Source organism: Gordonia malaquae NBRC 108250, from assembly GCF_000344135.1.
GTDB classification, from domain to species: domain Bacteria; phylum Actinomycetota; class Actinomycetes; order Mycobacteriales; family Mycobacteriaceae; genus Gordonia; species Gordonia malaquae.
In genome coordinates this window covers 118,534-144,559 of the sequence record NZ_BAOP01000007.1, presented here as the reverse complement: position 1 = coordinate 144,559, position 26,026 = coordinate 118,534, and the positions used below count along the sequence as shown (strand labels likewise).

Genomic DNA, 26,026 nt, shown 5'->3' with positions numbered 1-26,026 from the left:
TGAGACGCCCGGGGAGGCATAGTCTGTGCACCACAACAACTCTGGACGAAGGCTATGACATGTCGATCAAGAACATTCTCAGTGAATCCGACTACCGACTCGTCCTGTCGACCGAAGACGATCAGATCTCAGATCTGTCGGAGGAGAAACTCCTCAAACTCCATCGCCGCACTCGTCGGGCACGTAACAAGCACGTCGGTCAGTATCGCCGCGAAGGCGCGGCAAAGGTGTCGAAGAAGGGCGCCCGGGGCCAGGCCAAGAAGGCGAACGTCAAGCGAGCCGAACGCGCCGAGGTGTTCGAAGAGGCCTTGAGCCGGGTCAGTCGTCAACTCGGCGTCGTCGCGCACGAGGCGGCCGAAGCACTCAAGGCCGAACGTCTCGCCGCAGCTGCGGGCGGATCCGCCGGTCCTGGCAAAGACGGAAGGAAGGGATCGGGAAAGGTCTCTTCGAAGGGCAAGGCCAAGGTCGACGACACCCGTGACAAGTCGGGTCGAAAGAAGTACGAGGCGTCGTCGATCGCACAGGGCAAGCGCCGCCAGGCCAAGCGCGACAAGCGTTGACCCCGCACTAACCTGGACCCCATGACTTCGAACCCGTTCGACCCGACGCAGTGGAAGCCGGTCCCCGGCTTCTCCGACCTCACCGACATCACGTATCACCGCCACATCGGTGAGGGACGGGCGAACGGGATCGTCCGCATCGCCTTCGACCGCCCCGAGGTCCGCAATGCGTTCCGCCCCCATACCGTCGACGAACTGTTCCGCACGTTCGACCACGCTCGCCGCTCCCCCGATGTCGGCACCGTCCTGCTGACGGGCAACGGCCCGTCGAGCAAGGACGGCGGATGGGCGTTCTGCAGCGGCGGCGACCAGCGCATCCGAGGTCGCAGCGGCTACCAGTACGCAGCCAGCCACGACTCCGACGTCGCCGCCGCGACTGTCGACGGTGTCGACGAGGCTCGGGTGAAGGCCGAGGGCGGTCGTCTGCACATCCTCGAGGTCCAACGCTTGATCCGGACCATGCCCAAGGTCGTCATCGCCGTGGTCAACGGCTGGGCAGCGGGCGGCGGTCATTCACTGCACGTGGTCGCCGACCTGACGCTGGCGTCGCGCGAGCACGCTCGTTTCAAGCAGACCGACGCCGATGTGGGCAGCTTCGACGCCGGCTACGGCAGCGCCTACCTCGCCAAGCAGGTCGGACAGAAATTCGCCCGCGAGATCTTCTTCCTCGGTGAGGCGTACGACGCGGAGACGATGCACAAGATGGGCGCCGTGAACCGCGTCGTCGACCACGCAGACTTGGAGACCACCGCGATCGAGTGGGCGCGCGCCATCAACTCGAAGTCGCCGACCGCCCAGCGCATGCTGAAGTTCGCGTTCAACCTCACCGATGACGGCCTGATGGGTCAGCAGGTGTTCGCCGGCGAAGCGACCCGTCTCGCGTACATGACCGACGAAGCTGTCGAAGGCCGCGACGCCTTCCTCGAAAAGCGGCCCCCGAACTGGGACGACTACCCGTACTACTACTAGAACCCCGAGTCGAACCTACATCCGCTCACTTCGTCGACATCTGCTCACCTCTGGAGGTGAGCAGATGTCGACGAGGTGAGCAGTTTGTCGGCGAAGTGAGCGGGTGTCAGAACCAGGGGATCTTGGACAAGAGTCGGCCGATCCAATCCAGAACGCCGAAGAGGACGCGGCCCGGACGGGTGGACCGCACACGATCTTCGTTCAGATAGACCAGACACAGCCCGCCGACAAGAAGGACGACCCCTGCGATGACCGCCCGCAATGACCAATGCGAGGACGGTGCTCGACATCAGCCGATGATCTCGGCGAGTTCCCGCATACTCTCGACGCGCTCGGCGTGAGTGTGGGCCGCGGGCGACGCGAGCAGGACTCCGACGTCGGCGCCACGGAACGCTTCGACACGCTCCTGCACATACGAACGCGGACCGATCAAGCTCATCTTGCGGATCAGGTCGTCGGGCACCGCTGCGGCCGCTTCATCCTTGCGGCCGTCCAGGTAGAGGTCCTGGATGAGCTTGGCCTCGTCGACGTAGCCGTAGCGCTGCACCAGCGAGTTGTAGAAGTTCTTGCCGCGCGCGCCCATGCCGCCGATGTAGAGCGCGGCGTGATGGCGGACGCCGTTGAGCGCGTTCTCCGCAGCGTCCTTGTCCTCGGTGATGAGCGTCGACGTCTGGACGACGATCGACAGGTCGCCCAGCGACGGGTCGCGCTTGGCCTTGCCCGCCGCGAGTGCCGGGCCGAAGGCTTCTTGGACGTACTCGGGGTGGAAGAGGAAGGGCTGGAACTCCTCGAACAGTTCCGCGGCCAGCTCGACGTTCTTCGGGCCGATCGCTGCGAGCAGCATCGGGATCTTCTCCCGAACCGGGTGGTTGATGATCTTCAACGGCTTGCCGAGGCCCGAGCCGCCGTCTTCCTGCGTCAACGGCAGCTGGTAGTGCTTGCCGCGGTATTCGAGGCGTTCGCGACGCCACACCTTGCGGCAGATCTCCGCGTTCTCCCGAGCGCGTCCGAGCGGGTAGTCGTACTTGACGCCGTGGAAGCCCTCGATCACCTGCGGCCCCGACGCGCCGATACCGAGGATGGCGCGGCCACCGCTGATGTAGTCCAATCCGGCGGCAGTCATCGCGAGGTTGGTCGGAGTGCGCGAGTACATCGGCAGGATGCCGGTCTGCAGTTCCATCGTCTCGGTGCGAGCCGCGATGTACCCGAGTTGGCTGACCGCGTCGAAGCTGTACGCCTCCGGCACCGTCACCCGTCGCACACCGACCGATTCGAAGTCGCGGAGATTCTCGATCGTCTCCCGGAAGTCGCCCGCGTAATTGATGGGCATGCCCAGCTTCAGCGTCATGCCGCGATTCTTGCACACCGCGTCCAGACCCGATCGGAGACGGGAGCGGCCACCCGACTCGGCAACTCGTTAACCCGCGCGACACCTTGGAGAAAGCTGAGCGTCAGTCAAGAAGTTCACCGTTGGTGAAGCACTCGGATCACGACGGTGAACTTTACGTGAATAGGCTGATGATTTTCGGAAACCCCCAGGTCAGACGCCACAAATCGGGTTGCTGCGAGTTGACGGGGTGTACCGTTCGTCGCCCATAGTTATGCCCATGACCGCAGAGATGATCATTCTTGTGCTGTTGATCGTCACAGCCCTGGGCTTCGACTTCACCAACGGCTTCCACGACACCGGCAATGCCATGGCAACGTCCATCGCAACCGGCGCACTCAAGCCGAAGGTGGCCGTCGGCCTCTCGGCGATCCTGAACCTCGTCGGAGCGTTCCTCTCCGTCGAGGTGGCGGCGACCATCACGAAGGACGTCCTCAAGATCCAGACGACGTCCGGTGACGCGAAGGGCGCCCTCATCGAAGGGCTCGACGCCAACAAAGCGTTGATCATCATCTTCGCAGGCCTCATCGGCGCCATCCTCTGGAACCTCTTCACATGGCTGTTCGGCCTTCCGTCCAGTTCGTCCCACGCACTGTTCGGCGGTCTGATCGGTTCGGGTCTCGCAGCACTGGGCACCACCGGAATCAACTGGCACGGCATCCTGGGCAAGATCATCGTCCCGGCACTGTTCGCGCCTCTGATCGCCTGCGTCGTCGCCGCGGTCGGCACGCTCCTCATCTACGCGATCACCAACGGAATGTCTGAAGCCAAGAAGGAGACGGGCTTCCGTCGCGGCCAGGTCGCATCCGCATCGCTGGTGTCCCTCGCACACGGCACCGGTGACGCACAGAAGACGATGGGTGTCATCGCCCTCGCGCTCATCGCCACCGGCCACCTCGACGCCGCGTCGGTCTCGCACGGACTCCCGATCTGGGTCGTCGTCACCTGCGCCTCGGCCATCGCACTCGGCACCTGGCTCGGCGGCTGGCGAATCATCCGCACCCTCGGCAAGGGCCTCGTCGAGATCAAGGCGCCTCAGGGCATGGCCGCCGAGGCCTCGTCAGCCGCGATCATCCTGACCAGCTCGGCTGCCGGCATGGCCCTGTCGACCACCCACGTCGCCACCGGCTCGATCCTCGGTTCGGGCCTGGGCAAGAAGGGCGCCGAAGTCCGATGGGGCGTCGCAGGCCGCATGGCCGTCGCCTGGGTCACCACCCTTCCCGCCGCAGCACTCGTCGGCGCGATCTGCTTCTGGATCGCCCACCTCATCGGCGGCGCACCGGGCGCGATCGTCATCTTCCTGATCCTCGCAGCGCTCTCGGGCTACATGTACTGGCGCGCACAGCAGCAGAAGGTGGACCACAGCAACGTCAACGCCGAGTGGGATACGGAGACCAACTCTCCGGTTCCTTCTGCGGACGACGCTCCGACGACCACCAACCAGGCCTGAGCGGCCCAGAAGTCTAGAAAAGGCTGCACCTCATGGACATCATCTCCTCCATCACCAAGGTCCTCGCCGTCGGACTCATCCTCGGCGCAGGCCTCCCGGCCCTGTTCGCACTCGGCATGCGCGCCGAAGCCGCCGGAGACGGGACTCTCGAGCGACCGGCGAACCCGGCCCTGAAGTACCTCGGCTACATCCTGATCGGCCTGACGGCCATCGTCATCGTCGTCGGCATCCTGTGGATCACCCGCCAGACGCTGAACTACTACTTCGACCTCAAGATCTTCCCCGACTTCGCGTACAAGAAGTGAGCTGACACCACCATGGCACCCACACTGTTCGAGAACGTCGTCAACTGGATCCGCGCGGGCTACCCCGACGGAGTTCCCGCTGCCGACTACCCACCCCTCCTCGCCCTGCTCACGCCGGTCTTGACCGAGTCGGAGATCACCGACATCGTGCTCAAGCTCGCCCTCGAACACGGCGCCGAGAGCCCGGCCACCCCGGAACGCATCAAGGATGCGATCCACGCCGTCACCGAGCAGGCGCCGTCCGCGGAAGAGCTGCGTCAGGTCTCGGCCCGTCTGGCCGCGGCCGGGTGGCCGCTCGCCGTCTCCGTTCCGGCAAGCGAATAATCGTCGCCATGGAACGCCATTCGTTTCTCTCCACGATCCGGACCTGGCTGCGCGCCGGGTACCCGGAAGGCGTGCCGCAGAGCGATTACGTTCCACTCTTCGCGCTGCTGCGTCGTCAGTTGAGCGAGGAGGAGATCCGGCAGGTGGCGATCGACATGATCGCCGACAGCGAGGTCGAGACGATCAACCGTGTCGACGTCGGAGTCGAGATCTCCAAGGTCACCGACGAACTCCCGCGAGACGAAGACGTCGCTCGGGTCCGCACCACACTCGAAGCGGCGGGCTGGCCGTTCGACGACGACCCGTTCTCATCGAATGACACTCCGGAGGACCAGCCCTGAGACTCCTCGAACCGCTGGTTCTTCCCTCGAATCCCGCCGTGCTTCACGCCCGGCGGGATTTGTCAGCTCTGCTCGCCGGCGACGCCGCGTATCTGCCGTTGCCCGACCTCGACTCGAACGAGTCGTCACGGCTCCGCGCTCACCTCGGCGTCGGCGAGCCGGTCGACGACAGGTGCTGCCTCGTCGTGTCGACATCGGGCACCACCGGTGTTCCCAAAGGCGCCGTGCACACCCGCGACACGCTGCGCGCATCCGCACAAGCCACCGCCGAGGCTCTCGGCGGGCCGGGAGTGTGGCTGCAGACGCTGCCGCCGCACCACATCGCCGGCCTGCAGGTGATGCTCCGATCACTCGCCGCGGGCTTCGACCCAATGATCCTCGATCTGACCGACGGATTCGACGTCTCGGTCCTCCCCGCCGCCGTCGACGCGCTCACCGGACCGCGCCGCTACACCTCGCTGGTGCCGGTTCAGTTGCGCAAAGTCCTCGCCGACTCCGCCGCAACCGCCGCGATGCGGGCCTTCGACGCGATTCTCGTCGGCGGAGCCGCCACTCCCCCCTCGCTGCAGGAGTCGGCGCGCGACGCCGGACTGCAGATCGTCACCACCTACGGAATGAGCGAGACCGCAGGTGGGTGCGTCTACAACGGCGTCCCCCTCACCGGCACCACGATCCGCATCGACGACCCCGACCCGGACGGTGTCGGACGGGTCGTCCTCGGCGGAGCGACCGTCGCACTCGGCTACCGAAACCTCCCCGAGCACCCCGCATTCGTCGAGCCCGGATGGTTCCGGACCGACGACCTCGGTGTCGTGACCGACGGTGTGCTGCATATCGTCGGCCGCGCTGACGAGGCCATCTCGACGGGCGGACTCACCGTGGTCCCGCAGGTCGTCGAGGCGGTGATCGTCGAACTCGACGCTGTCGCCGACTGCGCCGTCGTTGGGGTGCCCGATGAGCGGCTCGGCGAACGCATCGTCGCTGTCGTCGTACCCGCGGCCGGACACGACGCTCCGAGTGCCGACGAGATCAAGGGGATCGTCGTCGAACGCCTCGACCGCTACGCCGCGCCGCGCGAGGTGGTCGTGGTCGATGCGCTGCCTCTTCGCGGTCCGGGGAAAGTCGACCGTGCGGCACTGCGCGATCGGTTCGGACGGAGAACCCGCTGATCTCGCGGCACCGTCACTGATCGGCCGAAGCCGAGCCCTCGTCGTCCTGGGGAACGTCTGCCGGAGCATCGACCGGTGCCTGATCAGCGACGTCAGCCGAATCCTCGGGAACTGCTTCGTCCACCGTGGCAGTGTCCACCGGGGCGACGTCACTGGAGCCGGCGTCGTTCTCACCTTCGCCGGAATCGTCGCCACTGACGACTGTGCTCACCTCGACAGAGTCGTCCGGCGCCGCATGTGCGGGCGCACGATGTCGGGCGTTTCCGGCGTCCGGAGCAGCCCATTGCCCGCTGTCGTCGAGGAGCCGATGCCGCCCCTGTGGAATGTCTCGAACCATCGGGGCATTCGGGTCCGCGGTCTCGGGAGTGAGGTCCTGCGTCGGGTAGAAGCTCTCCGCCTGCCGGTCCCATTCGCGCATGGTGGCGTCACTGACCTCGATACCCATGGCGTCGGCGATCGTGTACTGGAGCAGTGCGAACGGGTGGTAGGTGTCGTACACCTCGTACGTGGTGTTGCCGTTCTTGCTGTAGTAGGTCGCCTCGTGGTCGAGGTTCTCCAGGTGCGCGTACGAGTACTTGCCCGTTCCCGCATGGATCACAAGAAAGCCTGCGCCGTTCACCAGCAACGACGACACCGGGCGAACGGGGTCCCACTGCCAGCCCGCGACCGGATCGCCCTTGACGACGACCTGCACGACCTTCGTGTCTCCGGTCCTCCCCGGATCGCGTGCGCCGTTGCTCTCAGCCCCGAGGAACGCCATCACCGGCGCGCTGAACGGGAGGTCCTGCAGTCCTGACTTGATGCCCCAGGGTGATCGCGGGTCGGACATCAACAGAACCAGGGTGTTCTCACCTGGCAGTCCCCGATCGGCCGCGATCTCCGCCGCATTGCCCAGCGCTTCGGCGCCCTGCGAGAAGCCGGTGAACACGACCACCCGGTCGGCGTTCTGGAAGGCCTCCATGATCTGCAGGTTCCGGTCGACAGCTATGTCGCGCGACTCGTCGTAGCTCGGCGCGAAGAACGGCACCAGGTGGCCGGACCTACCGCCGATGAACGGCCCAAACGACTGCGGGTACTGAACGATCTTGCTCTGCCTGTCGCCGACCAGCCCGTTGTTCCGGGGGAACACCCCGTCATCGTCCGTTCCCGGCGTGACGACGACGAAGGCGTCGCCGAGCAGGTCCGACGGCACCCACGTGCCGAGCACGTCGTGGTGGTCCCCGATCGTCGGTCCGTCGACGGCGACGCCTGAGTCGATCGACGGCATGGTCGCAGCCAGTGCCTGCGCGGGCACACCGGCGGCGACGATTCCGGCCATGGTCGTGATGGCGACCTTCCCCCTGAGTCTCACCAAGCGATCAGACCACTTCGTCGGCACGAATGCGTCCACCAAACGGTGGAAGTGTGCCGGATTCAGCCGATCGGGCTACCTTCCAGCGCACTTGCGGGGCGGATGCGGATGGAACGAGGGAACGGCCGGGCTCCGGCCGGGCGAGCCGCCCGTGACATGCTTGATCCCGTGGCAACGGTCAACGAATGGATCCAGGGCGCACGACCGCGGACGCTTCCGAATGCGATCGCTCCGGTGGTGGCAGGCGTCGGCGCGGCGGCGCGGATCGGCGACGTCGTGTGGTGGAAGGCCGGCCTCGCCCTCGTCGTGTCGTTGGCGCTGATCATCGGCGTCAATTTCGCCAACGACTACTCGGACGGCATCCGCGGCACCGATGACGATCGGGTCGGCCCGATGCGCCTGGTCGGGTCGAAGGCGGCGTCGCCGTCAGCGGTGAAAGCCGCCGCCTTCACGTGTTTCGGGATCGGCGCGGTGTGCGGTCTGGTCCTCGCGGCGACCACCGCGTGGTGGTTGATCGCCATCGGCGTCGTTTGCATCGCTGGCGCGTGGTTCTACACCGGAGGAAAGAAGCCGTACGGCTACCTCGGCTTCGGCGAGATCGCGGTGTTCGTGTTCTTCGGGCTCGTCGCCGTCTTGGGAACTCAGTTCGTAACAATCGGTCGGATCGACTGGGTCGGCGGAGTCGCCGCTGTTGCCGTCGGATCGTTCTCCAGCGCAGTCCTCGTCGCGAACAACCTCCGCGACATCCCGACCGACACCGAGTCGGGGAAGGTCACCCTCGCTGTCCGGCTCGGCGACCGCGGCACCCGCGGCCTCTTCGTCTTTCTGATCGCCGTGCCGTTCATCGCGACGATCGTTCTGCTTCCGGTGACGACGGCCGCACTCGCCGGCCTGATCGCAGCACCGCTGGCCGCGGTCGCGTTGCGTCCGGTCGCATCGGGAGCCAAAGGCCGCGACCTGATCCCGTCACTCGCGACGACGGGCCTGGCGATGCTCGCGTGGTCGGTCGCGACCGGATTGGCGCTTGCCTTCTCCTGAGATCGGTACGACCATCGAGGTCCGCAGACACAGTGTCCGCGGACCTCGATGGTCAGACGAATCCTGGGAACGCGTCAGACAGCCGCGCGGCTGTCGAGGAGTTCCGTCACCGCACCGCGCAGGCTGTCGACGTCGGTCACCGATTCGATCACCGCACGCGATGCGGGATCACCTGCGTCGAGAATCCCGAGGAGCAGATGCTCGGCGCCGATGCTGCGGTCGCCACGAGCCCTCGCCAGAGTGACAGCGGAGTGCATGGCGTCCCGGACCGGGCCGTTCATGCGTGCACGGCCTCTCCCACGGGGACCACGACGACCGCGACCGCCCTCCCACGGACCTTCGCCGTCCCAGCCCGGCCCACCGGGTCCACCCGGTCCGCCGAACGGTCCACCGAATCCCGGCCCACGGCCGTGCGGACGGTGGTGACCGCGACGGTCGTCGCATCCGTCGCCACGACGGGCACCGCGACCACGGCCGCGGCGTTCGCCCCAACCGTCCGCGAGATCGTCGCCGAACTTGTCCCGGACCGCGGCGCGCACGCGGTCCAGATCGATGCCGATGCTGGCGAGGGCGTCTCGGTCCTCGTCGTATCGGTTCTTCTCGTCCGACTCTGCGGTCGGCTTGTCGGACTGGTGGAACTCACGTACGACGCCGCGCGCAGCGTCGAGGGTGAGACCCCGCTCCCCGAGCAGGGTGAAAATGGGGCTCCGCGCGTTGCAGAGCATCCCGAGGATCAGATGGTCGTTGCCGAACGACGGGTGGCCCAGGTCGCGGGCCTCCTGCGTGGCGAACATGAACAGTGTGCGGTCTTCCCGCGAGAAACGGTCAAACATCGTTGCCGTCCTTTCCAGCTGCTGGTGCAGCCTCTCGATACGAGTGCTTCTGGTGCACGGCCTGCCGGCTGACCTGTAGGACGTCCGCGATCGCCTGCCAGCTCCAGCCCGCGGCTCGGGCGGAGGCGACGTGAACGTCTTCGAGGCGGTCCGCGAGAGTCCTCAGCGCCCGGACTGTCCCCAGTCCGACTGCAGGGTCGGAGCTCGCTGCGGTTCCCGTCATCGAGTCGGTGTCGGTCGGCATCTCTTCGTCGTGCATGGTGTCAGGTTATGTTGACAACGAAGCCGTTGTCAATATTTATTGACGACCAAGTTGATGGAACTACTCGGAAGTGATCGATTCGCTGATGTTCTGACGCGACGCCCGGACCGCGGGGACGACGGCGCCGAGAAGGCAGAGGGCAGCCGACACTGCGACGTACCAGCTCGACGACCAGAGTGGGCTGTAGACGATGTCGATGGACGTCGTCTCGGTGAGGATCGCATCCGCGAGGACGTGCAGTCCGGTACCCATGACCACACCGGTCACCGCTCCGATCACTGCGATGGCGCCCGCTTCGGCGAGCACCATGCGGAAGACGAATCGGCGAGAGGCGCCCATCGACCGCAACACGCCGATCTCTCGGCGTCGTTCCAGCACCGACAACAGGAGCGTGTTGAGAAGGGCGATCGCCGCGGCCCCTGACACGATCCACTGGATCGCGACGGTGAACCCACCCGACTGCTCCGCGGTGCGCTGCGCGGCGGCCAACCCCTCCGCCCCGGTGTAGACGTTCACCGGCGAGCCTCCGACTCCGGGATGCGCATCGGCGACCGCGGTGACCGCACGACGCACCGCGTCGTGATCGGCGCCGTCGTCGAGCATCACCTGGAGATAGGTGTCGCCCGGGCGGTTGAACCACGTGTGCAACAGGTTGATGGACACGGCAGCCACCCCGGAGTCCATCGACACGTAGTTCACCGTCTCGAGGACTCGCAGCCGCCGGGGTCCGGTGGGCGTGGCCACCGTGAGCTCGTCGCCGACTTCGGCGTCGAGTGTGCGGGCCAACGTGCGCGACAACAGGATTCCCCGACCGTTCAGGACCTCGTCCGCCGCCTCCGGCGACGCCTTCCGCAGGAACGGAGCCGCCGCTCCCCGCTCGAGTCCCTGCAGGACGATCCGAGCGTCTCCGAGGTTCACATTCGCCCATTGTCCGCCGACCACCTGCTTCAAGCCCGGTGTCGCCGCGACTGCACGCCGGACCGCCGGGTCGAGTATCGGCCCGGTCGGAATCGACTCTGCATCCTGCGACGACACGTAGAGGTCTGGTTCACTCAACCCGTCCAACGACGACGACAACGACCCGACGAGGTTGTTCAGGGCACCCGATATCCCGATGCCGACCGACACTGCGACGGCGACGGTCATCACCGTCGCCCACACTCGCCGCGGTGCACGTTCGGAGTTCACCGCGGCGAGCCTTCCCGGCCCGGCGAATCGGGCGGCCACCGCTCGCACTCCGGCCACCAGCAGTGGGCTGAGGGCGAAGCACAGGACCAGCCCGCCGACGGCGTAGACCGCTCCCGCGAGAATCGCGGCACGCCCGTCGACGATCTCGACGATGAGCCACGCCCCCGCGATGCCGATCACACCGACCACGCCCGACGCCCACAGAAGCCGTCGCGACATGCCCGCAGCCTCGGTCACCTGCCCCGGAGCCATCGCTTCCACCGGTGTCACCGAGAAGACTGCCTTCGCTGCGAGCGCCGTCGCCCCGACACAGGCGAGAACTGCAGCGCCGATCCCCGCCACGGGAACCAACGCAGGCAGCGTGTAACTGACGTCCATCCCGACCGAGGACGATCCACCCGGCACCCGGCCCAGTGCCCAACGGCCGGCGACGATTCCGATCGGGATGCCCGCAACGCCTCCGACGACACCGAAGAGCGCGGATTCGCCGAGTAGATCGCCTGCCAGATGCCGGCGTCGTCCGCCGAGAGCGCGGATCATCGCGAGACTGCGTCGACGGGACGCGACCGCCATGTTCATCGTGTTGAACACCAGGAATGCTGCGATGACCAACGACACCATCGACACGAGGAGCGTCGAGTCACGGACGACGGAGCTCGCGACCTCCGCCTGACGAACACGGAAGTCGGGATCGACGACGCTCGCCCGATCCCCGACCACCTCTTCGACCGACTCGCGCAATGCACCGGTGTCGGCACCTTGTGCGGGGACGATCAACAGAGAGTCGACGGCGTCGACCAGTCCGGAGAGGCGTTGTGCCAACGGCAGATACGCGAAGACGAATCGGCCTCCGTTGAGCGACGACGCCTCATCGCCGAGCACTCTGCGGACTGTGAGACTCTCGCCGCCCACCTCCAGGGTCTGCCCCACGGACAGTCCGACCGCCGGCCCGACCACGATGCCGTCGGAGAGGTCGTCGATGCTCAACCCGGAATCGTCCGACTCGGCAGCGGCCCCGAGCTCCGGCGACAGCATCGAGGCTCGATAGTCCGACCCGAGGAGCACAGTCGGTCGGTCGTCGATGACGACCGACCCGCGGACGATCGGCACCACATCTTCCGCCAGCGGAACGCGTGCGCGGAGTTCGCCCGCGATCGACGCGGGCACACCCGAATCGGTGATGCCCGCGACCTCGACGGTCGCGACGCCGGCGATCGCTGCGTTGAAGTCACGTACCGACGCGGTCAACGAGCCGTACACCGACAGCACAGCGACGAGCAGTGCCGACGACACCGTGACGACGAGCAGCGACGTGACCACCCGGAGTCTGTGCGACGTCAGCTCACGCAGGCCCAGCACCCTGATCCGCGTCAAACCGACTCCGAGGCCCGGCATCAGAGCGACCCGTTGATCACTCGTCCGTCCCGGACTGTCACCACCTGGTCACACGCTCGAGCGGCGGCGGCGTCGTGCGTCACCATCAGCACCAGCCTGTTCACGTCTTCGTGTGCGACGTCGGACAACAGCTGCAGAACGTCGGCACCGGTGTGGGAGTCGAGGTTGCCCGTCGGTTCGTCGGCGAGGACGATCGTCGGCTCCATGATCAACGACCGGGCGATGGCGACGCGTTGCATCTGGCCGCCGGACAGTTCAGACGGCCGGTGATCGATCCGATGCCCGAGACCGACCCGTTCCATGAGTTCGACCGCACGCGGCCTGGCCTTCGCCAGCGAGCGCGAGTCGAGCAGCATCGGCAGCGCGACGTTCTCCCACGCCGACAGCGTCGGTACGAGATTGAAGAACTGGAAGATGAATCCGACTCGATGCCTGCGGAACTCCGACGCCGCATCGTCGGACAGCGAGGTCAGGTCGACTCCGTCGACCTCGATCGACCCGGACGTCGGACTGTCGAGTGCACCGATGATGTGCAGCAACGTCGACTTGCCCGCCCCGGACGGTCCGACGACCGACACGAACTGACCGCCGTCCAGGCTCAGCGACGCACCGTCGAGCGCGCGGACCGTCTCCGTTCCCATTCGGTATTCACGGACCAGGTCGACGGCGTCGACGACGGGCATGGCGTCTCCTTCAGGAGTTCCAGACTCCCGTGGCGAAGTATTCGGTGAGCACGGCGGTGGGCGGCGCGAGGTCGAGTTCCTGTTCGGCGACCCACTCGTCGTTGTAGTAGGTGTGATCGTAACGGTCGCCACTGTCGCACAGGAGCGAGACCACACTGCCCGCGCGGCCTGCGTCCGCCATCTCCGCCATGATCGTGCACGCCCCCCAGAAATTGGTTCCGGTGGACCCGCCGACCCGGCGTCCGAGGCGTGAGCTGAGGAACCGCGCCGCGGCCACCGACGACGCGTCGGGCACACCTATCATCCGATCGATCACCTGCGAGACGAACGACGGTTCCACCCGGGGGCGGCCGATCCCCTCGATCCGGGATCCACCCGTCGACGTGATCGTTCCGTCGCCTGCCTCGTAGGCGGGGAGGAACACCGAGTTCTCGACGTCGACGACGGCCAGGCGTGTGTCGTGCTGCTGGTAGCGGACGTACCTCCCGAAGGTCGCCGAGGTGCCGCCGGTGCCTGCGCCGACAACGATCCACTCCGGCACCGGATGCGGCTCACCGGCCATCTGCGCGAACACCGATTCGGCGATGTTGTTGTTGCCCCGCCAATCCGTCGCCCGCTCGGCCATCGTGAACTGATCGATGAAGTGACCGTCCAACTCGGCTTCGAGGCGCTGTGCGACGGCGTAGATCTCCGACGGCGAGTCGACGAAATGACAACGGCCGCCCTGCGCTTCGATGAGTTCCGTCTTGCGAGGCGAGGTGCCCTTCATCATCACCGCGACGAACGGCACGCCGATGAGCTTGGCGAAGTACGCCTCCGACACTGCAGTCGATCCCGAGGACGCCTCGATCACGGTAGTGCCCGGACGAATCCATCCGTTGCACAACGCGTACAGGAACAGCGATCGTGCGAGACGGTGCTTGAGGGACCCCGTCGGGTGCGTCGACTCGTCTTTCAAGTACAGGTCGATCCCACCTGCCTCGGTCCGCGACCACGACGGCAGGTCGACCTTCAGCAGGTGAGTGTCGGCACTGCGCAGACCGTCCGCCCCGATCCGGCGGACCGCTTCCGCCGTCCACGCACGATCGGAGGTGTGCTCGACGATCCGCGTGTCAGTCATTCGCTGTCGCCCCGCAGACGCGACTGGAGTTCGTCATGACGAGCACTGCGCGCGGCGTCGATGCGGGTGATCTGGTCGTTGACCCGGAGACGAAGGGTCTTGAACGCGACCATGCCGACCGGCAGTGCGATCAGGACACCGAACACGGCAGCGACGACGAGCGGAACGTCGACGCCTGCAGCCTTGCCGACGAAGAAGATGACGGCCGCGATCGCCACGACCAACGCGAGACGAGCCGCGGTGTACAGAACGATCGCGGTGATCAACGTTCCGGTCGTCGCGGGCTTCTCGCCCGTCCCGGCGTTCTCGGCGCCGGCGTTCTTCATGTCCGCTTCCACGGGGAGGTCTTCACTCATACCTCCTAGGATACGGCCCGTGACGTGGGACGGATGCCGCGCCAAAGGTCCCTCAACGGACATTACGGCCTCTTTACCTACACCTGACTGTTCGAGCAACCACCCCAAGTGCGTGTACTAGTGGAGCCAGGACGGGGAATGAACCGACACGACGCAGACCGCGTCGTCCCACGACTCCAGGAGGGTCCGATGACCACAACCGCAGAGCACGACGAGCAGGCCTCAGAGTTGATCACTCCGGCACTCGCCGCACAGCACAACCTGACACCCGGCCAGGTCGCCGCCATGTTCAACGTGAACCCGAAGACCGTCGCCCGCTGGGCGTCGTCCGGCGTCCTCAAGTCGATCCGCACCCCGGGCGGCCACCGTCGCTTCCGCGAGGCCGACGTCGTCGACCTCCTCAACCGCGGCTGACGCTTCCCGCACACCTCAGCAGCAAACCGCTCCCCCCAGCGACATCTGCTCACTTCTACAAGTGAGCGGACGCCGGCGAGGGGAGCGGTTTGTCGTTGAGAGGCTCAGATCGCGCGGCTCACAGGCCCGCGTACGAGTGGAGGCCGGAGACGATGAGATTGATGGCGAAGAGGTTGAACAGCAGCGCGATGAAACCGGCCACATTCACCCAGGCCGCCCCCTTGCGCCAGCCCGCGGTGGCGCGGGCGTGGAGATAGGCCGCGTAGATGACCCACGCGATGAACGAGACGCTCTCCTTGGGGTCCCAGCCCCAGAAGCGGCCCCAGGCGGCTTCGGCCCAGATGGCGCCCAGGATGATGCCGAGTCCGAACAGCGGGAATCCGACGACCACACACTTGTACGCGACCCGGTCGAGTGCATCACTCGACGGGAGAACACGATTGAGGAATCCGGTTACACCGTCTGAATCAGACTCGAGATCAGTCGCCCACCGCTGTCGGACGAGGTAGAGGACACTCGCGACTCCCGAGACCAGGAGGATGCCCGACGCGATGGAGATGATCGAGACGTGGATGATCAGCCAGTACGACTTCAGCGCGGGCACCACCGGCGCAGGCTGCGTGTACAGGTAGCGACCACCGATGAACATGAGAAGCACCACGGGCAGCAGCACGAAGCTGAGGAGCGGCCGGTAGGTCGGCTTACGCAGTGAGACGACTCCGGCGACGACGCAGGCGAGCATCGTCAATGAGATGAACTCGTACATGTTGCCCCACGGCGCACGGTCGGTGGCGACGCCGCGAAGGATGATCGACACGAGGTGCGCGATGATGCCGACGAACGCGACTGCCCAACCCATGCCGGACAGCACGTCGCCGAGCTGGCGGCGCGGCGTCGAATCGACGACACGACCGGGAACTCGATCGCCGGGAACTCCGGCGGCGGGGACGAGTTCCTTCTGCTCCGCACGCTGAGCGGCGGCCACCTTCGTGTAGAACATCGGCGCGAGGGACAGCAGGAACATCACCATCGCGAGCACATACACCACCATCGAGGTGCCGTACAGCCAGTCCGAGAGCCGGGCCAGATCCATGTCGACGTATCCGTTGTCGCCCATCAATGTTCCTTCGTGTTGTGCTCGCGTCGGGTCACAGTCGACCGCGTCCGCGCTTGTCGGCGTCGGTCAACAGACCGTGCGCCTGGTCTTCGAAGCCTTCGCCCCAGCCCGCCTGATCGGTCCGGGCCAGTCCGGCCACTTCTACTACAGTACGTCGGACTTCCGTGTCTGGCACCAGCCGAGCCCAGATACGGCGACGGCGGATCAGCAGCGACACGAGCAGTCCGAGGACCATGACGACGGCCGAGACGAGTACTCCGCCCTGCGCCGGGTCGTGCGACACCTGCACGGACACCCACCGCTTGTAGCCGTCGAACGAGACGCGTGTCCCGTCGTCGAGCACGGTGTCCTGGCCCACTTCGAGGTTGACTGACGCCTTCCGTGTCAGTCGTCCCTGATCGATGAGCTTCTGGTCGAGCGTGTACACGTTCTGCGGTTGACCGGTGTCGATGCCGGTGTCGCCGCGGTACACGCGGATCGCCACTGCGGGCGAGTTCACGACGGGCGACTGCGAGTCGAGCAGGTTGTGCATGAACACCGGGTCGGGCGCGAACAGACCCTCGATCGCGATCTGGTTCTTCCGGCGGACGTCGGCGTCCGGGAACATGCCCGCGGGTGTGTCGAAACGGACTGCGCCCTCGGACAGCATCGTCTGAGTGGATTGGGGGATGAACGGCGCGGTCTGCGTTCGCTTCTGACCATTGGGGAACGTGACCGTGAAGGTCGGCGCGAAACCGTTGCCGAGCACGTAGACGCGGTCGCCCGAGACGCGCAGCGGCTTGTTCACCTGCACGGAGGTCTTGTCCCACGTCGCGGGGTCGGACGCCGGATCGTCGGTGTACGCCACCTTCGCGTCGTACATGTCCGGCTGACCCGACTCGAGGAACGTCGCGGAGAAGTCGTCGACGCGGAAACAGAACGGCGCCAGCTCAGTGCCGTCGACCATCGCCCCCGAACGGAACGAGTCGTAGACGGCCGTCGACGTGTTGCACAGGACCTGCTCGCCGTCGGCGACCAGTGTGCGAGTGCCCTCGTAGCCGAACATCTTGCCCACCGCGATCGTGACGAGCAGCGACAAGAGCGCGAAGTGGAAGACGAGGTTGCCGAACTCGCGGAGGTAGCCCTTCTCCGCCGACACCTCGACGGCGCCGTCGGGATACCGCTTCGACGGTTCGACGACGACGGTCCGCGTGCGCCACCCGCGAAGGTTCCCGGTGATCCGCTCGGCGATCTCGGCAGGCTCGCCGTCGACGGTCTCGGTGACGTGACGCGGCAGGCGCTTGAGGTTGCGCGGCGCGGCGACGGGCGGAGTCCGCATCGCCTTGTAGTGCTCCCAGATGCGCGGCGTCAGACACCCGACGAGTGAGACGAACAGCAGCACGTAGATCGCGGTGAACCAACTCGACGAGTACACGTCGAACAGTTGCACCCGGTCCATCCACACACCGAGTTCACCGCGCTTGGCGATGTAGTCGAGCGTCTTCTGCTCATTGAGGTCACGCTGTGGCAGGAGTGCGCCGGGGATGGCGGCCAACGCCAGCAGGAACAGCAGGGCGAGTGCTGTCCGCATCGACGTCAGACCGCGCCAGGTCTTGCGGAGCGGCGCGATCACAAAGCGCTGCACCGGATTCGGCGTACTCATATGCCCACTTCCCAGTCGCTGATCAGATGGAGGCGGATCCAGTTGACGAAGTCCATCCATGCTCCGGTCACCATCAGTGCTCCGAGGATGATCAGTGAGACACCGCCGATGATCTGGATGACGCGAGTGTGCCTGCGCAGGAAGCCAAGGCTCCGCACCGCCCAAGCCGACGACGCCGCCATGATCAGGAACGGCAGACCGAGGCCGAGGCAGTAGGCGGTCACCAGCAGCGCTCCGCGCCAGGCCGACGACCCTTCGGTCGACATTCCGGCGACGACGACCGCGCCGAGCGTGGCGCCGGTGCAGGGGACCCAACCGATGGCGAAGACGCCGCCGAGGATCGGCGCGCCGATCACGCCGGAGTAGCGGCGCGGGGCCATTCGGCGGTCACGCTGCAGAAACGGGATCATGCCCAGGAACACCAGGCCCATGATGATCGTGATGACACCGCCGATGCGCTGCCACAGCTCGAGTCGCTCTGCATCGAGGAACGTCGCCGTGAGGCCGAACACCGCCGCCGTCGCAAGAACGTAGACGACGGTGAAGCCGAGGACGAACAGGCCCGCCGCGCCGACTACTCGGTACCGCCCCTTCTTCCGTCCCTCGGTCGCCGTCACCGCGGGCGCGTCCGCGCCGACGAGGCCTGCGAGGTACGACAGGTATCCGGGGACCAGCGGAACCACGCAGGGTGACGCGAACGAGACGAGACCTGCGATCATGGCCGCGCCCATGCCGAGCAGGAGCGGGCCGGAGGTGACGGTCGTGGCGAACGTCTCGCCGACCGACGCCAGGGGCGTCACGGTCATTTCGACTCGCTCGCGACGCGAAGGACGGCTGCCTTGAGCTCGTCTGCGGTGATCGACCGCAGGTACACCACGGCGGGTCGGTGCTGACGATCCAGGATCACTGTCGTCGGGACTGCGCCGACCGGAACTCCGAGCGAGGCGAGTGACGCTCCGCCGTAGTCGAAGATGGATCGGTACGCGACCTTGTTGTCGCTCACGAAGTCCTGCGCGCTCGATTTGCTGTCCCGGAAGTCGATTCCGAGGAACGCCACACCCTTGTCCCGGGTCGCGAGGTACGCGGCGTCGAGTTCGGTGAACTCCTTGCGGCACGGCGCGCACCACGACGCCCACACGTTCAGCACGACGACGTCGCCCTGGAACTTCGAGATCGAGATCGTCTCACCGGTCAACAGATCCGGGCCCTTGACGTCGCCGACGGTACGCCGCTGGTCGATCGGGTACTCGATCACGATCTTGCCGTCCGGCGACACGAACTGGTTTCCCTGTGCCGGGACGACGGCGTCGTCGCCGGTGCTGCAGCCCGCGATGACGGCGACAGCGGTGAACAGCGCGACGGCGGCAGCCGCGACGCGGCGAAGTCGAGCCATCGTCGTCACGCGCCCGTGATGCGGGGGTCCGACGCTCCGGCCGGCTCCGAGTACACGATGTCGATGAGCGCGTCACCGTCGTAGACCAGGCTGGTCAGCGAGGCCAGCGAGCACTGGCGCACCCGCGGGTCGTGCCAGAGCCGCTGACCTTCGAGGAATCGACGGAGAGTGTAGACCGGGAGCTGATGGCTGACGCACACGGCTTCGTGGCCGCGAGCGGCGTCACGTGCCTCGCTCGCCGCGGCGAGCATGCGGTGAGCGATCTGGATGTAGGGCTCGCCCCACGACGGGGTGAACGGGTCGCGCAGCTTCGCCCAGTGACGCGGCTGGCGCAAGGCGCCGTCGCCCACTGCCACCCGCAGACCCTCGAACTGGTTTCCGGCCTCGATGAGGTCCGGAATCGTGATGATCTCCTTGCCGTGCGCGGCGGCGATCGGAGTGGCGGTCTCCTGCGCGCGTTGCAGCGGCGATGCGAACACGTGGGAGATGTCGTGATCGGCGAGTGCGTCCGCAACACGTTGCGCCTGGTCGCGCCCGTTCTCCGCCAGGCGGAAGCCGGGCAGGCGGCCGTACAGGATGCCCTCGGGATTGTGGACTTCGCCGTGGCGCATCATGTGGACGATCGTCTTCATCAGTTTCCCTCTCCGGGGGCGAGCGCTGCGGCCGCGGCGGCGGCAGCTGCGGGCAGTGCGTCGGCGATGCGCGAGAACGCGTCGTCGTCCAGCGCTGCGGACACGAACCACGCTTCGAAGGCGCTCGGCGGCGCGTACACGCCGCCCGCCAGCAGTGCGTGGAAGAACGGCGCGAAGCGCCAGGTCTGCGTCTTCTTGACTCCCGCATAGTCGACGATCGGCTCGTCGCTGTCGGTGAAGAAGAAGCTGAACAGGTTTCCGGAGAACTGCACCCGGTGGGCCACGCCCGCGGCGGTCAACGCGTCGCCGACCATTCCCGCGATGCGATTCGCGTTGGCGTCGAGGGTCGCGTACACGTCGGCGGTGGCGTTTCGGAGCGTGGCGAGGCCGGACGCGACGGCAACGGGATTGCCGGACAGGGTTCCGGCCTGGTAGACGGGCCCGAGGGGGGCGAGGTGCTCCATGATGTCGGTCCGCCCGCCGAACGCGGCGGCAGGCAGTCCACCGCTCATCACCTTGCCGAAGGTGTAGAGGTCACCAGCCACACCGTCGAGGCCGTAGTAGCCGGCCGGGCTCACCCGGAAGCCCGTCATCACTTCGTCCATGATCAGCAGCGCGCCGTGCTGTGCGGTGATCGCTCGCAGACCCGCATTGAATCCGGCGACGGGCGCGATCGCGCCCATGTTTCCCGCGGCGGCTTCGGTGATGACCGCGGCGATGTCTGCACCGTGCTCGGCGAACGCGGCCTCGACCGCGGCCAGATCGTTGTACGGAAGCACGATCGTGTCGTGCGCGGACGCTCCGGTCACACCGGGCGAGGTCGGCAGCCCGAGCGTCGCCAGGCCTGAGCCCGCGTCCGCGAGCAGTGCGTCGACGTGACCGTGATAACAGCCGGAGAACTTCACGATCTTGCTTCGACCGGTGAATCCGCGAGCGAGTCGGACCGCCGACATCGTCGCCTCGGTGCCCGAGTTGACGAGTCGGACGCGGGAGACCGGGTCGACGCGGTCGATGATCTCTTCGGCGAGTTCGATCTCTCCGACGGTCGGAGCACCGAATGAGAGGCCGCCGGCGGCGCCTGTGCGGACTGCGTCCACGACTGCCGGATGGGCGTGCCCAAGGATCATCGGACCCCAAGAACACACCAGGTCGACGTAGGTATTGCCGTCGACGTCGGTCAGCGTGGACCCGGAGGCCGAGGTGATGAACCTAGGGGTGCCTCCGACGGCCGAGAACGCACGGACCGGGGAGTTCACACCGCCCGGCGTCGCATGTGCGGCACGGGCGAAGTACTCCTCGCTGCGAGCGGTGGACGGTGCGGTGTTCTCGGCTGGTGCGGCCATGACTTCCAGTGTCCCAAAACCTCAGCGATGCACCCAATCGGCCCAGGTTGTTCTCAGGTTTGAACGACGGCGACGTTCATTCCTTAGATTTTCGCCTCGATGCTGTTCGCGACCGCGAGCAGAACCGACGGGTGCGGGGTGCCCGGCCGGCTTGCTCGCTCTCGAAATCGGTTGACGAGGATCTGCTTCTGCACCGAAGACAGTCCTCTGTGCCGTGTCTTGGCTTTGTTGTACTCACGGAGTTGAACTGCGAAATACGACCTGCGCGCCTCGCACAGGAATTCTGCATTGAGGTTCAGTTCGCTGTCGACCACGGCGTCGGCACCGGGAGGCAGACTGTCGACGGGCCGTGCACGGCCATCTCGGCCGATGTCCACCAAGCGGTCGAGATGCGTCGTCTTCGGATTCGCGAATCGGGAACAGATGTCCGAGCCGCCCTTCTTCGAATCACATGTGCGCGCACCGTGCGGCCCTGACCCGTCACACGACAGCAACAAGTTCGACCACGCGGTTCTCGACGACTCATGGCTCGTTGCTCCTGACGCTGCTCGACACTGCGAGCTCTTCCATTTGCCGGTGCGCGGCGATCCGGAACGAGGATGAAAGTGCTCGATGACGACCATCCGTGACACATCGTCGGACCGCTCGACTCGAACGGGACGCTCGCAGTATGCGCACACCCCGTTCTGCTCTGCATGAAGCGCCGCTCGTATCGCGGTGCGCAGTTTGCCGTCCCAGTCGTCGTAGTGGACACCGCGTGCATTCGCCTCGCGAAGTATGTTCGGCTCCGCCCCCTTCGGAATCCGCCTCATTCACTCGTCCAGGTCGTAGAACGTCATGCTGGCGTCGGCGTCCGCCAGCGCGGGCACAAACGCTGCCCCACCGAGCTCATCGTCCAGTGCCCTCCGCAAGCCCTGTGCCTCGTCACCCAATCCGTGGCCGTCTCCGACGAGTTCCACATACTTTCGGAGTCTTCTCGTCACTGCCACATCAGGGAGCGGGTCAGTGCCCATTACTTCACGAAGCACGACATCACTGCGCAGTCCCTCCGAGAAATCGACGTGCGACACGGCGTCGCCGTCCAAGACTCGGATCTGGTCGGCCGGAACTGTCGATAGGACCTGCGGGCTATGAGTCGTGACGATGAACTGAACATTGGGGAACGCGGTCCGCATCGACGGGATGATCTGCTGCTGCCAGTCTGGATGGAGGTGGAGGTCGACCTCGTCGATCAAAACGATCCCCGGAACCGAGTCCAACAGTTCTGCTCCACCGATCGCGGGGTTCGCACGAGCGGCGCGGCTCGCTAGGTCGATCGTCAGTCCGGCGGCGATCTTCAAGCCGCTCGACAGAAATGACAGCGGGAGCTCTCCGTGCTCGTCATGCGCCATCGTGAGTTCTCCGACGTTCTGCCGCCAGTACGGCCCTCGCCAGCCCGTCGTTTCGAGCACCCGGTCACACGCGAGGCGGATCGCTGCGAGCTGACGCGACTCGGGAGAATCCGGGATGCCGCGCTCGACTGTGGCGGTGTAGTCGTCGACTGTCAATCCTTGAATATAGGTCGACAGTCGTGTGAGATCTGACTTCCCGTCGAGTGCCGCAGCATAAGCGGACTTGCGAGAACGAGGAATGGCACCGCGCGCGTTCCGCACGCCGACGAGCCTCTCCACGCCGTACATCGCTACGACCGGCAGCATCGAAATCGGATCGTCGGCGGTGGCGGCGTTCCACGCATCCGTGACGATTGCATCGATCGCCTTCTTCTCCGCCCAACTCGTACGGCCTGAACGGCTCGTCTTCACTCGTCGCCACCAGCACTGACGCCCCGCAAGCTCAGCCTGTAGGAGCCCCGACACTGGATACTCTGCCTCCATCGAGGCCACGGACGAAGCGCTGTCGACGTCCGCAACCAAGCGGACATCAGATGTTGCGAACCCACGACGATCATCCCCGAGCTCGTACAGAGCCGTCGAGAGCATGACCGAAAGGGCATCGAGAACCGCCGTCTTGCCTGCACCGTTGACACCGATGAACACTGTGAGGTCGGGATCGAAGTCTATGTCGAGCCGATCAAAGCACCTGAAGTTCTCCAGCTGGAGCCGTTGCACCGCCCACCGATTCCGATCTGACATGGTTCAAACGTATTCGATGGATGGCACTTTCTGTGACACGCTGTCGCTGAAAGTGGCCGCTATATCATCCGAGCGCGGACTCGACAGCGTCGGCGATCGCTCGCTGCCCCGCCGCATTGGGGTGCATCACGATCGGCGACGACCCGCCGACCATCGGTTCGATCCAGCGGATGCCCTTCGCCGCGCAGGCGTCGTGGCCGCGGGAGCGGACCGACATGTCGACGAACGTCGCCCCAGCCGCAGACGCGGCTCGTGCGATCGCCGCGTTGAGCCGCGACTGCACTCGTCGGACGTACGCGATGTCTCCGTCGGCGATCCGGACGGCGGGCCTGCACGACGTCGACGGCGGTACCAGCCACGGGTATCCGACGATCACGACCCTCGCGTGTGGAGCGCGGGCCGCGATGTCGCGGAGTCCCTTCTCGACGGCCGGAGCGATTTCCTCCCGGATCGAGTCCGCGGGACCGGAACCCAGTTCGGTTCTGCACGGCGCGCCGGACGGGTCGGTGTCGGCCACGTCTGCGCAGTCCCTGATCAACGATGAGTAGAGCGACGCGTCGTTGCCACCGATCATCAGTGTGACGAGATCCGTGTTCGGAGTGACTGCGTCGAGCTGAGGTCCTGCGCCCTCGTACTGGGCCCGGTACAGGTGTTCGGTCCGCGCGCCCGCGCAGGCGACGTCCACGAGGTGGTGACCACGGCGGGCGGCGAGCACGGTCGCGAAGTCGGACGACGACCGTTGGCAGGTGAACTGGGAGTCTGGCTGAAGCGGCAGGATGCCGGTTCCCGCAGCGAAGCTGTCGCCGAGATTGACGTGCTGGATCACCCGTGCAGGAGGTTCAGCGGCCCGGGAGGTGTCGTCGGGCCCGCCGCGCGAGTTCATCCACACCACGCCTCCGACGATCACCGCGAGTGTTGTCAGAACCGCGGCCGCCGCGACGCCGGGGCCGAATCTCCGGTCACTCACCTGGCGACTTCGTCCCCTTCGGCGGAAGACCGAGTTTCACGGCCAGATGTGCATCGGTCAGTTCCGAGCGGAAGCGGTCGACGTCGCGTGCCCACGCCTGCGCCAATTTGCCGTTCTTCAGTTTGACGCCGACGCCCTTCCGACGACGCGGCACCGCGTGCAGCTCGCCGAGTGCGGGAGCGCTCTCCCAGTCCTGGAAGTCGCCGCCGCGGTTCTCCGGGTACACCGTCACGATGTCGGATAGAGCGATGGTTCGAGTGCCCTGCTGCAGCGTCTGCTCGGTGAGGCGCACCGAGACATGGCGTCGAGCGGCCTTGACCTGCAGTATCGAGAAGCCGATGAGCACCACGCCGAAGATCGTGAGGACCTCCCAGTGGATGCGGCCCTTGCCAGCGATCTCGAGCCACAACGTCAGCGCCAACAACGCCGGCCCGATGACGACCACCCACCAACTGCCACCGGGTTCGTAGAAGAGCGTCTCCCCCACGTCCTCCGGAAGCGGATCGAGCGCAACAGCGGGTTCGGTCTCCGCGTCGGCGGGCCGGGTGTCCTCAGCCTCGACTGTGTCGACCTCGGGTTCGTCCGTCTGGCGCTCGTCCGAACTGTCGGTCACGAGACGGAGCCTGACGTCGAATCGGGTTCGCAGTCGCCGCTGAGCTTGCAGTTGAACCACTTGTCGGCGCGCGGCCGATACGCGAGCAACGAACCGGCGAGGCCGATCACCGCGCACGCCAGGGCAACAGCGAGGCCGCCGCTCTGGAAGCCGATCGTCAGCGGCAGCAGCATGGCGACGACAACGCATGTCAGCGCCGACAGCGACGACCGCCACTGCAGCTCTCCGCGATACGTCTTCGCGCCGAGCAGCAGATATGCGACGCCGAGCAGAATGATGAGCACGCCGATCGCGAGCGGACCGAACTCGAGTCCAACGTTCACCGACTGGTCGACGACGGTGAGTACGCCCAGTGCGATCAGCAGCGCACCGGAGATCATCCACAGCCGCATCGCCCACACGACGAGCGTCGGACGGTCCTTCGGATCAGGCTTCGGGCCTCTGGTTCGGGCTTTGATCTCGATCACCGCACACCGCCGTTCTGTCGATTTCCGGACCGCCACGCCGCGACGTCACGGCAGAAGACGGTGGTGTCTCGATGCATCAACGCGACGAGCGCGCCGATCGCCGCGACACCGCCGATGATCACGAAGATCGTCGCCCATGCTGGAACGGTAGCCCCGTCGTTGCTGTCGGTGGTGATGAACAGGGAGATCACCCCGAAGACGAGCTGAACCGCGAGGAATGCGCTGAACACACCAAGTGTCTGACGGGCCCAGTTGCGCCCGTCCCAGGTGAACTTGAGGACCACTGCGGTGATGGCCGTGATCACGGCGATCGACAGAACTGTCACAACCACCGCGAGCGCGGTCGCGCTGAACGGAACGTCCTCGCCTGCCTTCTTCATGTCGTCGAGGTAGTCCTCGGACACCTCGAACGCGATCGGATAGCGGGCGATCATCACGATCGCCATGGCAACGATCACCACGGCCCAGAGTTCAACGGCCAGCCTCACACTCTCCGGGCGGTTGGGAGCGCCCGTTGTGTCAGGTACGGGTGGGGGGACGGTCATGCACTCCAGAGTAATTGGTCTAGCTGAGAC

29 protein-coding genes are annotated in these 26,026 nt (G+C 66.1%); 9 read left to right on the top strand and 20 right to left on the bottom strand.

Annotated features, from left to right (window positions below):
• Window positions 1–59 precede the first annotated feature (59 nt).
• Together GM1_RS06590 and GM1_RS06585 are read left to right on the top strand one after the other, a co-directional pair.
• Complete coding sequence (locus tag GM1_RS06590; RefSeq protein ID WP_008377512.1) at window positions 60–560, top strand: hypothetical protein; 501 nt, start codon at window positions 60–62, stop codon at window positions 558–560.
• Between the two features lie 21 nt (window positions 561–581).
• Entirely contained in the window at window positions 582–1,529 is a 948-nt protein-coding gene (locus GM1_RS06585; RefSeq protein WP_008377511.1) for a 1,4-dihydroxy-2-naphthoyl-CoA synthase, read from the top strand.
• A 289-nt stretch (window positions 1,530–1,818) separates the two neighbouring features.
• On the opposite strand, the gene GM1_RS06580 is transcribed toward GM1_RS06585, so the two are convergent.
• Window positions 1,819–2,877 (bottom strand): LLM class F420-dependent oxidoreductase, encoded by a 1,059-nt coding sequence (locus GM1_RS06580; RefSeq protein ID WP_008377510.1) that lies wholly within the window; start codon window positions 2,875–2,877, stop codon window positions 1,819–1,821.
• Window positions 2,878–3,136: 259 nt separating this feature from the next.
• Between GM1_RS06580 and GM1_RS06575 the strand changes: the two genes are divergently transcribed.
• Genes GM1_RS06575 through menE form a run of 5 tightly spaced genes read left to right on the top strand, consistent with a single transcriptional unit; the run spans window position 3,137 to window position 6,505 of the window.
• Window positions 3,137–4,366 carry an inorganic phosphate transporter gene (locus GM1_RS06575; RefSeq protein WP_008377509.1) on the top strand — a complete coding sequence of 410 codons (1,230 nt, stop codon included), beginning with the start codon at window positions 3,137–3,139 and terminating at the stop codon, window positions 4,364–4,366.
• A 32-nt stretch (window positions 4,367–4,398) separates the two neighbouring features.
• Entirely contained in the window at window positions 4,399–4,671 is a 273-nt protein-coding gene (locus tag GM1_RS06570) for a hypothetical protein (protein WP_008377508.1), read from the top strand.
• 12 nt (window positions 4,672–4,683) lie between these two features.
• Window positions 4,684–4,995 (top strand): DUF3349 domain-containing protein, encoded by a 312-nt coding sequence (locus GM1_RS06565; RefSeq protein ID WP_008377507.1) that lies wholly within the window; start codon window positions 4,684–4,686, stop codon window positions 4,993–4,995.
• 8 nt (window positions 4,996–5,003) lie between these two features.
• Window positions 5,004–5,336 (top strand): DUF3349 domain-containing protein, encoded by a 333-nt coding sequence (locus GM1_RS06560; RefSeq protein WP_008377506.1) that lies wholly within the window; start codon window positions 5,004–5,006, stop codon window positions 5,334–5,336.
• Window positions 5,337–5,374: 38 nt separating this feature from the next.
• Window positions 5,375–6,505: an o-succinylbenzoate--CoA ligase gene (menE, locus tag GM1_RS06555; RefSeq protein WP_008377505.1), complete on the top strand. Its 1,131-nt coding sequence runs from the start codon at window positions 5,375–5,377 to the stop codon at window positions 6,503–6,505.
• A gap of 13 nt (window positions 6,506–6,518) precedes the next feature.
• Here menE and GM1_RS06550 read toward each other — a convergent pair whose 3' ends face one another.
• Window positions 6,519–7,856 (bottom strand): PE-PPE domain-containing protein, encoded by a 1,338-nt coding sequence (locus GM1_RS06550; RefSeq protein WP_169332773.1) that lies wholly within the window; start codon window positions 7,854–7,856, stop codon window positions 6,519–6,521.
• Window positions 7,857–8,024: 168 nt separating this feature from the next.
• On the opposite strand from GM1_RS06550, the gene GM1_RS06545 reads away from it, so the two are divergent.
• Entirely contained in the window at window positions 8,025–8,894 is an 870-nt protein-coding gene (locus tag GM1_RS06545) for a 1,4-dihydroxy-2-naphthoate polyprenyltransferase (RefSeq protein WP_008377503.1), read from the top strand.
• 74 nt (window positions 8,895–8,968) lie between these two features.
• Here the strand turns inward: GM1_RS06545 and GM1_RS06540 are convergent, their stop codons facing one another.
• From GM1_RS06540 to GM1_RS06515, 6 genes are all read right to left on the bottom strand, one after another.
• A complete protein-coding gene (locus GM1_RS06540) occupies window positions 8,969–9,727 on the bottom strand; it encodes a Clp protease N-terminal domain-containing protein (protein WP_008377502.1) in 759 nt (252 codons plus the stop codon).
• Window positions 9,720–9,986 (bottom strand): helix-turn-helix domain-containing protein, encoded by a 267-nt coding sequence (locus GM1_RS06535; RefSeq protein WP_008377501.1) that lies wholly within the window; start codon window positions 9,984–9,986, stop codon window positions 9,720–9,722. Before GM1_RS06535 ends, GM1_RS06540 begins: the two co-directional genes overlap by 8 nt.
• Before the next feature lie 63 nt (window positions 9,987–10,049).
• Window positions 10,050–12,572, bottom strand: a complete 2,523-nt coding sequence (locus GM1_RS06530; RefSeq protein WP_008377500.1) for an FtsX-like permease family protein — start codon at window positions 12,570–12,572, stop codon at window positions 10,050–10,052.
• Complete coding sequence (locus GM1_RS06525) at window positions 12,572–13,255, bottom strand: ABC transporter ATP-binding protein (protein WP_008377499.1); 684 nt, start codon at window positions 13,253–13,255, stop codon at window positions 12,572–12,574. Before GM1_RS06525 ends, GM1_RS06530 begins: the two co-directional genes overlap by 1 nt.
• Window positions 13,256–13,265: 10 nt before the next feature.
• Entirely contained in the window at window positions 13,266–14,375 is a 1,110-nt protein-coding gene (cds1, locus tag GM1_RS06520) for an L-cysteine desulfhydrase Cds1 (RefSeq protein WP_008377498.1), read from the bottom strand.
• The gene (locus GM1_RS06515) at window positions 14,372–14,731 is read right to left on the bottom strand and encodes a DUF4229 domain-containing protein (protein ID WP_008377497.1); all 360 of its coding nucleotides are present in this window, start codon (window positions 14,729–14,731) and stop codon (window positions 14,372–14,374) included. The genes cds1 and GM1_RS06515 overlap by 4 nt, the downstream gene beginning before the upstream one ends.
• Window positions 14,732–14,920: 189 nt before the next feature.
• Between GM1_RS06515 and GM1_RS06510 the strand changes: the two genes are divergently transcribed.
• Window positions 14,921–15,145, top strand: coding sequence for a BldC family transcriptional regulator (locus GM1_RS06510; RefSeq protein ID WP_008377496.1), 225 nt, complete (start codon window positions 14,921–14,923; stop codon window positions 15,143–15,145).
• A gap of 118 nt (window positions 15,146–15,263) precedes the next feature.
• Here GM1_RS06510 and ccsB read toward each other — a convergent pair whose 3' ends face one another.
• The 12 genes from ccsB to GM1_RS06450 all read right to left on the bottom strand — a co-directional run bounded on the left by ccsB (window position 15,264) and on the right by GM1_RS06450 (window position 25,996).
• Window positions 15,264–16,262, bottom strand: coding sequence for a c-type cytochrome biogenesis protein CcsB (gene ccsB / locus GM1_RS06505; protein ID WP_008377495.1), 999 nt, complete (start codon window positions 16,260–16,262; stop codon window positions 15,264–15,266).
• Between the two features lie 31 nt (window positions 16,263–16,293).
• Complete coding sequence (gene resB, locus GM1_RS06500; RefSeq protein WP_008377494.1) at window positions 16,294–17,904, bottom strand: cytochrome c biogenesis protein ResB; 1,611 nt, start codon at window positions 17,902–17,904, stop codon at window positions 16,294–16,296.
• The gene (locus GM1_RS06495) at window positions 17,901–18,710 is read right to left on the bottom strand and encodes a cytochrome c biogenesis CcdA family protein (RefSeq protein ID WP_008377493.1); all 810 of its coding nucleotides are present in this window, start codon (window positions 18,708–18,710) and stop codon (window positions 17,901–17,903) included. The genes resB and GM1_RS06495 overlap by 4 nt, the downstream gene beginning before the upstream one ends.
• On the bottom strand, window positions 18,707–19,297 hold the full coding sequence (locus GM1_RS06490; protein ID WP_008377492.1) for a TlpA family protein disulfide reductase: 591 nt from the start codon (window positions 19,295–19,297) through the stop codon (window positions 18,707–18,709). Before GM1_RS06490 ends, GM1_RS06495 begins: the two co-directional genes overlap by 4 nt.
• Before the next feature lie 5 nt (window positions 19,298–19,302).
• A complete protein-coding gene (locus tag GM1_RS06485; protein ID WP_008377491.1) occupies window positions 19,303–19,929 on the bottom strand; it encodes a histidine phosphatase family protein in 627 nt (208 codons plus the stop codon).
• Window positions 19,929–21,272 carry a glutamate-1-semialdehyde 2,1-aminomutase gene (gene hemL / locus GM1_RS06480; protein WP_008377490.1) on the bottom strand — a complete coding sequence of 448 codons (1,344 nt, stop codon included), beginning with the start codon at window positions 21,270–21,272 and terminating at the stop codon, window positions 19,929–19,931. The genes GM1_RS06485 and hemL overlap by 1 nt, the downstream gene beginning before the upstream one ends.
• A gap of 83 nt (window positions 21,273–21,355) precedes the next feature.
• Window positions 21,356–21,895 carry an HNH endonuclease family protein gene (locus GM1_RS06475; protein WP_157435849.1) on the bottom strand — a complete coding sequence of 180 codons (540 nt, stop codon included), beginning with the start codon at window positions 21,893–21,895 and terminating at the stop codon, window positions 21,356–21,358.
• 189 nt (window positions 21,896–22,084) lie between these two features.
• On the bottom strand, window positions 22,085–23,404 hold the full coding sequence (locus tag GM1_RS06470) for an AAA family ATPase (RefSeq protein ID WP_008377488.1): 1,320 nt from the start codon (window positions 23,402–23,404) through the stop codon (window positions 22,085–22,087).
• 64 nt (window positions 23,405–23,468) lie between these two features.
• Window positions 23,469–24,371: an SGNH/GDSL hydrolase family protein gene (locus tag GM1_RS06465; RefSeq protein ID WP_008377487.1), complete on the bottom strand. Its 903-nt coding sequence runs from the start codon at window positions 24,369–24,371 to the stop codon at window positions 23,469–23,471.
• On the bottom strand, window positions 24,364–24,984 hold the full coding sequence (gene mce1N, locus GM1_RS06460; RefSeq protein ID WP_008377486.1) for a transport-regulating membrane protein Mce1N: 621 nt from the start codon (window positions 24,982–24,984) through the stop codon (window positions 24,364–24,366). The genes GM1_RS06465 and mce1N overlap by 8 nt, the downstream gene beginning before the upstream one ends.
• Window positions 24,981–25,451 carry a hypothetical protein gene (locus GM1_RS06455; RefSeq protein WP_008377485.1) on the bottom strand — a complete coding sequence of 157 codons (471 nt, stop codon included), beginning with the start codon at window positions 25,449–25,451 and terminating at the stop codon, window positions 24,981–24,983. The genes mce1N and GM1_RS06455 overlap by 4 nt, the downstream gene beginning before the upstream one ends.
• Window positions 25,448–25,996, bottom strand: coding sequence for a hypothetical protein (locus GM1_RS06450; protein ID WP_008377484.1), 549 nt, complete (start codon window positions 25,994–25,996; stop codon window positions 25,448–25,450). The genes GM1_RS06455 and GM1_RS06450 overlap by 4 nt, the downstream gene beginning before the upstream one ends.
• Window positions 25,997–26,026: the final 30 nt, after the last annotated feature.

Bases quoted from the DNA above. Each gene is read 5' to 3' on its own strand.
- GM1_RS06590 (WP_008377512.1), top strand. From the start codon at position 60: ATGTCGATCAAGAACATTCTCAGTGAATCCGACTACCGACTCGTCCTG.
- GM1_RS06585 (WP_008377511.1), top strand. From the start codon at position 582: ATGACTTCGAACCCGTTCGACCCGACGCAGTGGAAGCCGGTCCCCGGC.
- GM1_RS06580 (WP_008377510.1), bottom strand. From the start codon at position 2,877: ATGACGCTGAAGCTGGGCATGCCCATCAATTACGCGGGCGACTTCCGG.
- GM1_RS06575 (WP_008377509.1), top strand. From the start codon at position 3,137: ATGACCGCAGAGATGATCATTCTTGTGCTGTTGATCGTCACAGCCCTG.
- GM1_RS06570 (WP_008377508.1), top strand. From the start codon at position 4,399: ATGGACATCATCTCCTCCATCACCAAGGTCCTCGCCGTCGGACTCATC.
- GM1_RS06565 (WP_008377507.1), top strand. From the start codon at position 4,684: ATGGCACCCACACTGTTCGAGAACGTCGTCAACTGGATCCGCGCGGGC.
- GM1_RS06560 (WP_008377506.1), top strand. From the start codon at position 5,004: ATGGAACGCCATTCGTTTCTCTCCACGATCCGGACCTGGCTGCGCGCC.
- GM1_RS06540 (WP_008377502.1), bottom strand. From the start codon at position 9,727: ATGTTTGACCGTTTCTCGCGGGAAGACCGCACACTGTTCATGTTCGCC.
- GM1_RS06535 (WP_008377501.1), bottom strand. From the start codon at position 9,986: ATGCACGACGAAGAGATGCCGACCGACACCGACTCGATGACGGGAACC.
- GM1_RS06530 (WP_008377500.1), bottom strand. From the start codon at position 12,572: ATGCCGGGCCTCGGAGTCGGTTTGACGCGGATCAGGGTGCTGGGCCTG.
- GM1_RS06525 (WP_008377499.1), bottom strand. From the start codon at position 13,255: ATGCCCGTCGTCGACGCCGTCGACCTGGTCCGTGAATACCGAATGGGA.
- cds1 (WP_008377498.1), bottom strand. From the start codon at position 14,375: ATGACTGACACGCGGATCGTCGAGCACACCTCCGATCGTGCGTGGACG.
- GM1_RS06515 (WP_008377497.1), bottom strand. From the start codon at position 14,731: ATGAGTGAAGACCTCCCCGTGGAAGCGGACATGAAGAACGCCGGCGCC.
- GM1_RS06510 (WP_008377496.1), top strand. From the start codon at position 14,921: ATGACCACAACCGCAGAGCACGACGAGCAGGCCTCAGAGTTGATCACT.
- ccsB (WP_008377495.1), bottom strand. From the start codon at position 16,262: ATGGGCGACAACGGATACGTCGACATGGATCTGGCCCGGCTCTCGGAC.
- resB (WP_008377494.1), bottom strand. From the start codon at position 17,904: ATGAGTACGCCGAATCCGGTGCAGCGCTTTGTGATCGCGCCGCTCCGC.
- GM1_RS06495 (WP_008377493.1), bottom strand. From the start codon at position 18,710: ATGACCGTGACGCCCCTGGCGTCGGTCGGCGAGACGTTCGCCACGACC.
- GM1_RS06490 (WP_008377492.1), bottom strand. From the start codon at position 19,297: ATGGCTCGACTTCGCCGCGTCGCGGCTGCCGCCGTCGCGCTGTTCACC.
- GM1_RS06485 (WP_008377491.1), bottom strand. From the start codon at position 19,929: ATGAAGACGATCGTCCACATGATGCGCCACGGCGAAGTCCACAATCCC.
- hemL (WP_008377490.1), bottom strand. From the start codon at position 21,272: ATGGCCGCACCAGCCGAGAACACCGCACCGTCCACCGCTCGCAGCGAG.
- GM1_RS06475 (WP_157435849.1), bottom strand. From the start codon at position 21,895: ATGGTCGTCATCGAGCACTTTCATCCTCGTTCCGGATCGCCGCGCACC.
- GM1_RS06470 (WP_008377488.1), bottom strand. From the start codon at position 23,404: ATGTCAGATCGGAATCGGTGGGCGGTGCAACGGCTCCAGCTGGAGAAC.
- GM1_RS06450 (WP_008377484.1), bottom strand. From the start codon at position 25,996: ATGACCGTCCCCCCACCCGTACCTGACACAACGGGCGCTCCCAACCGC.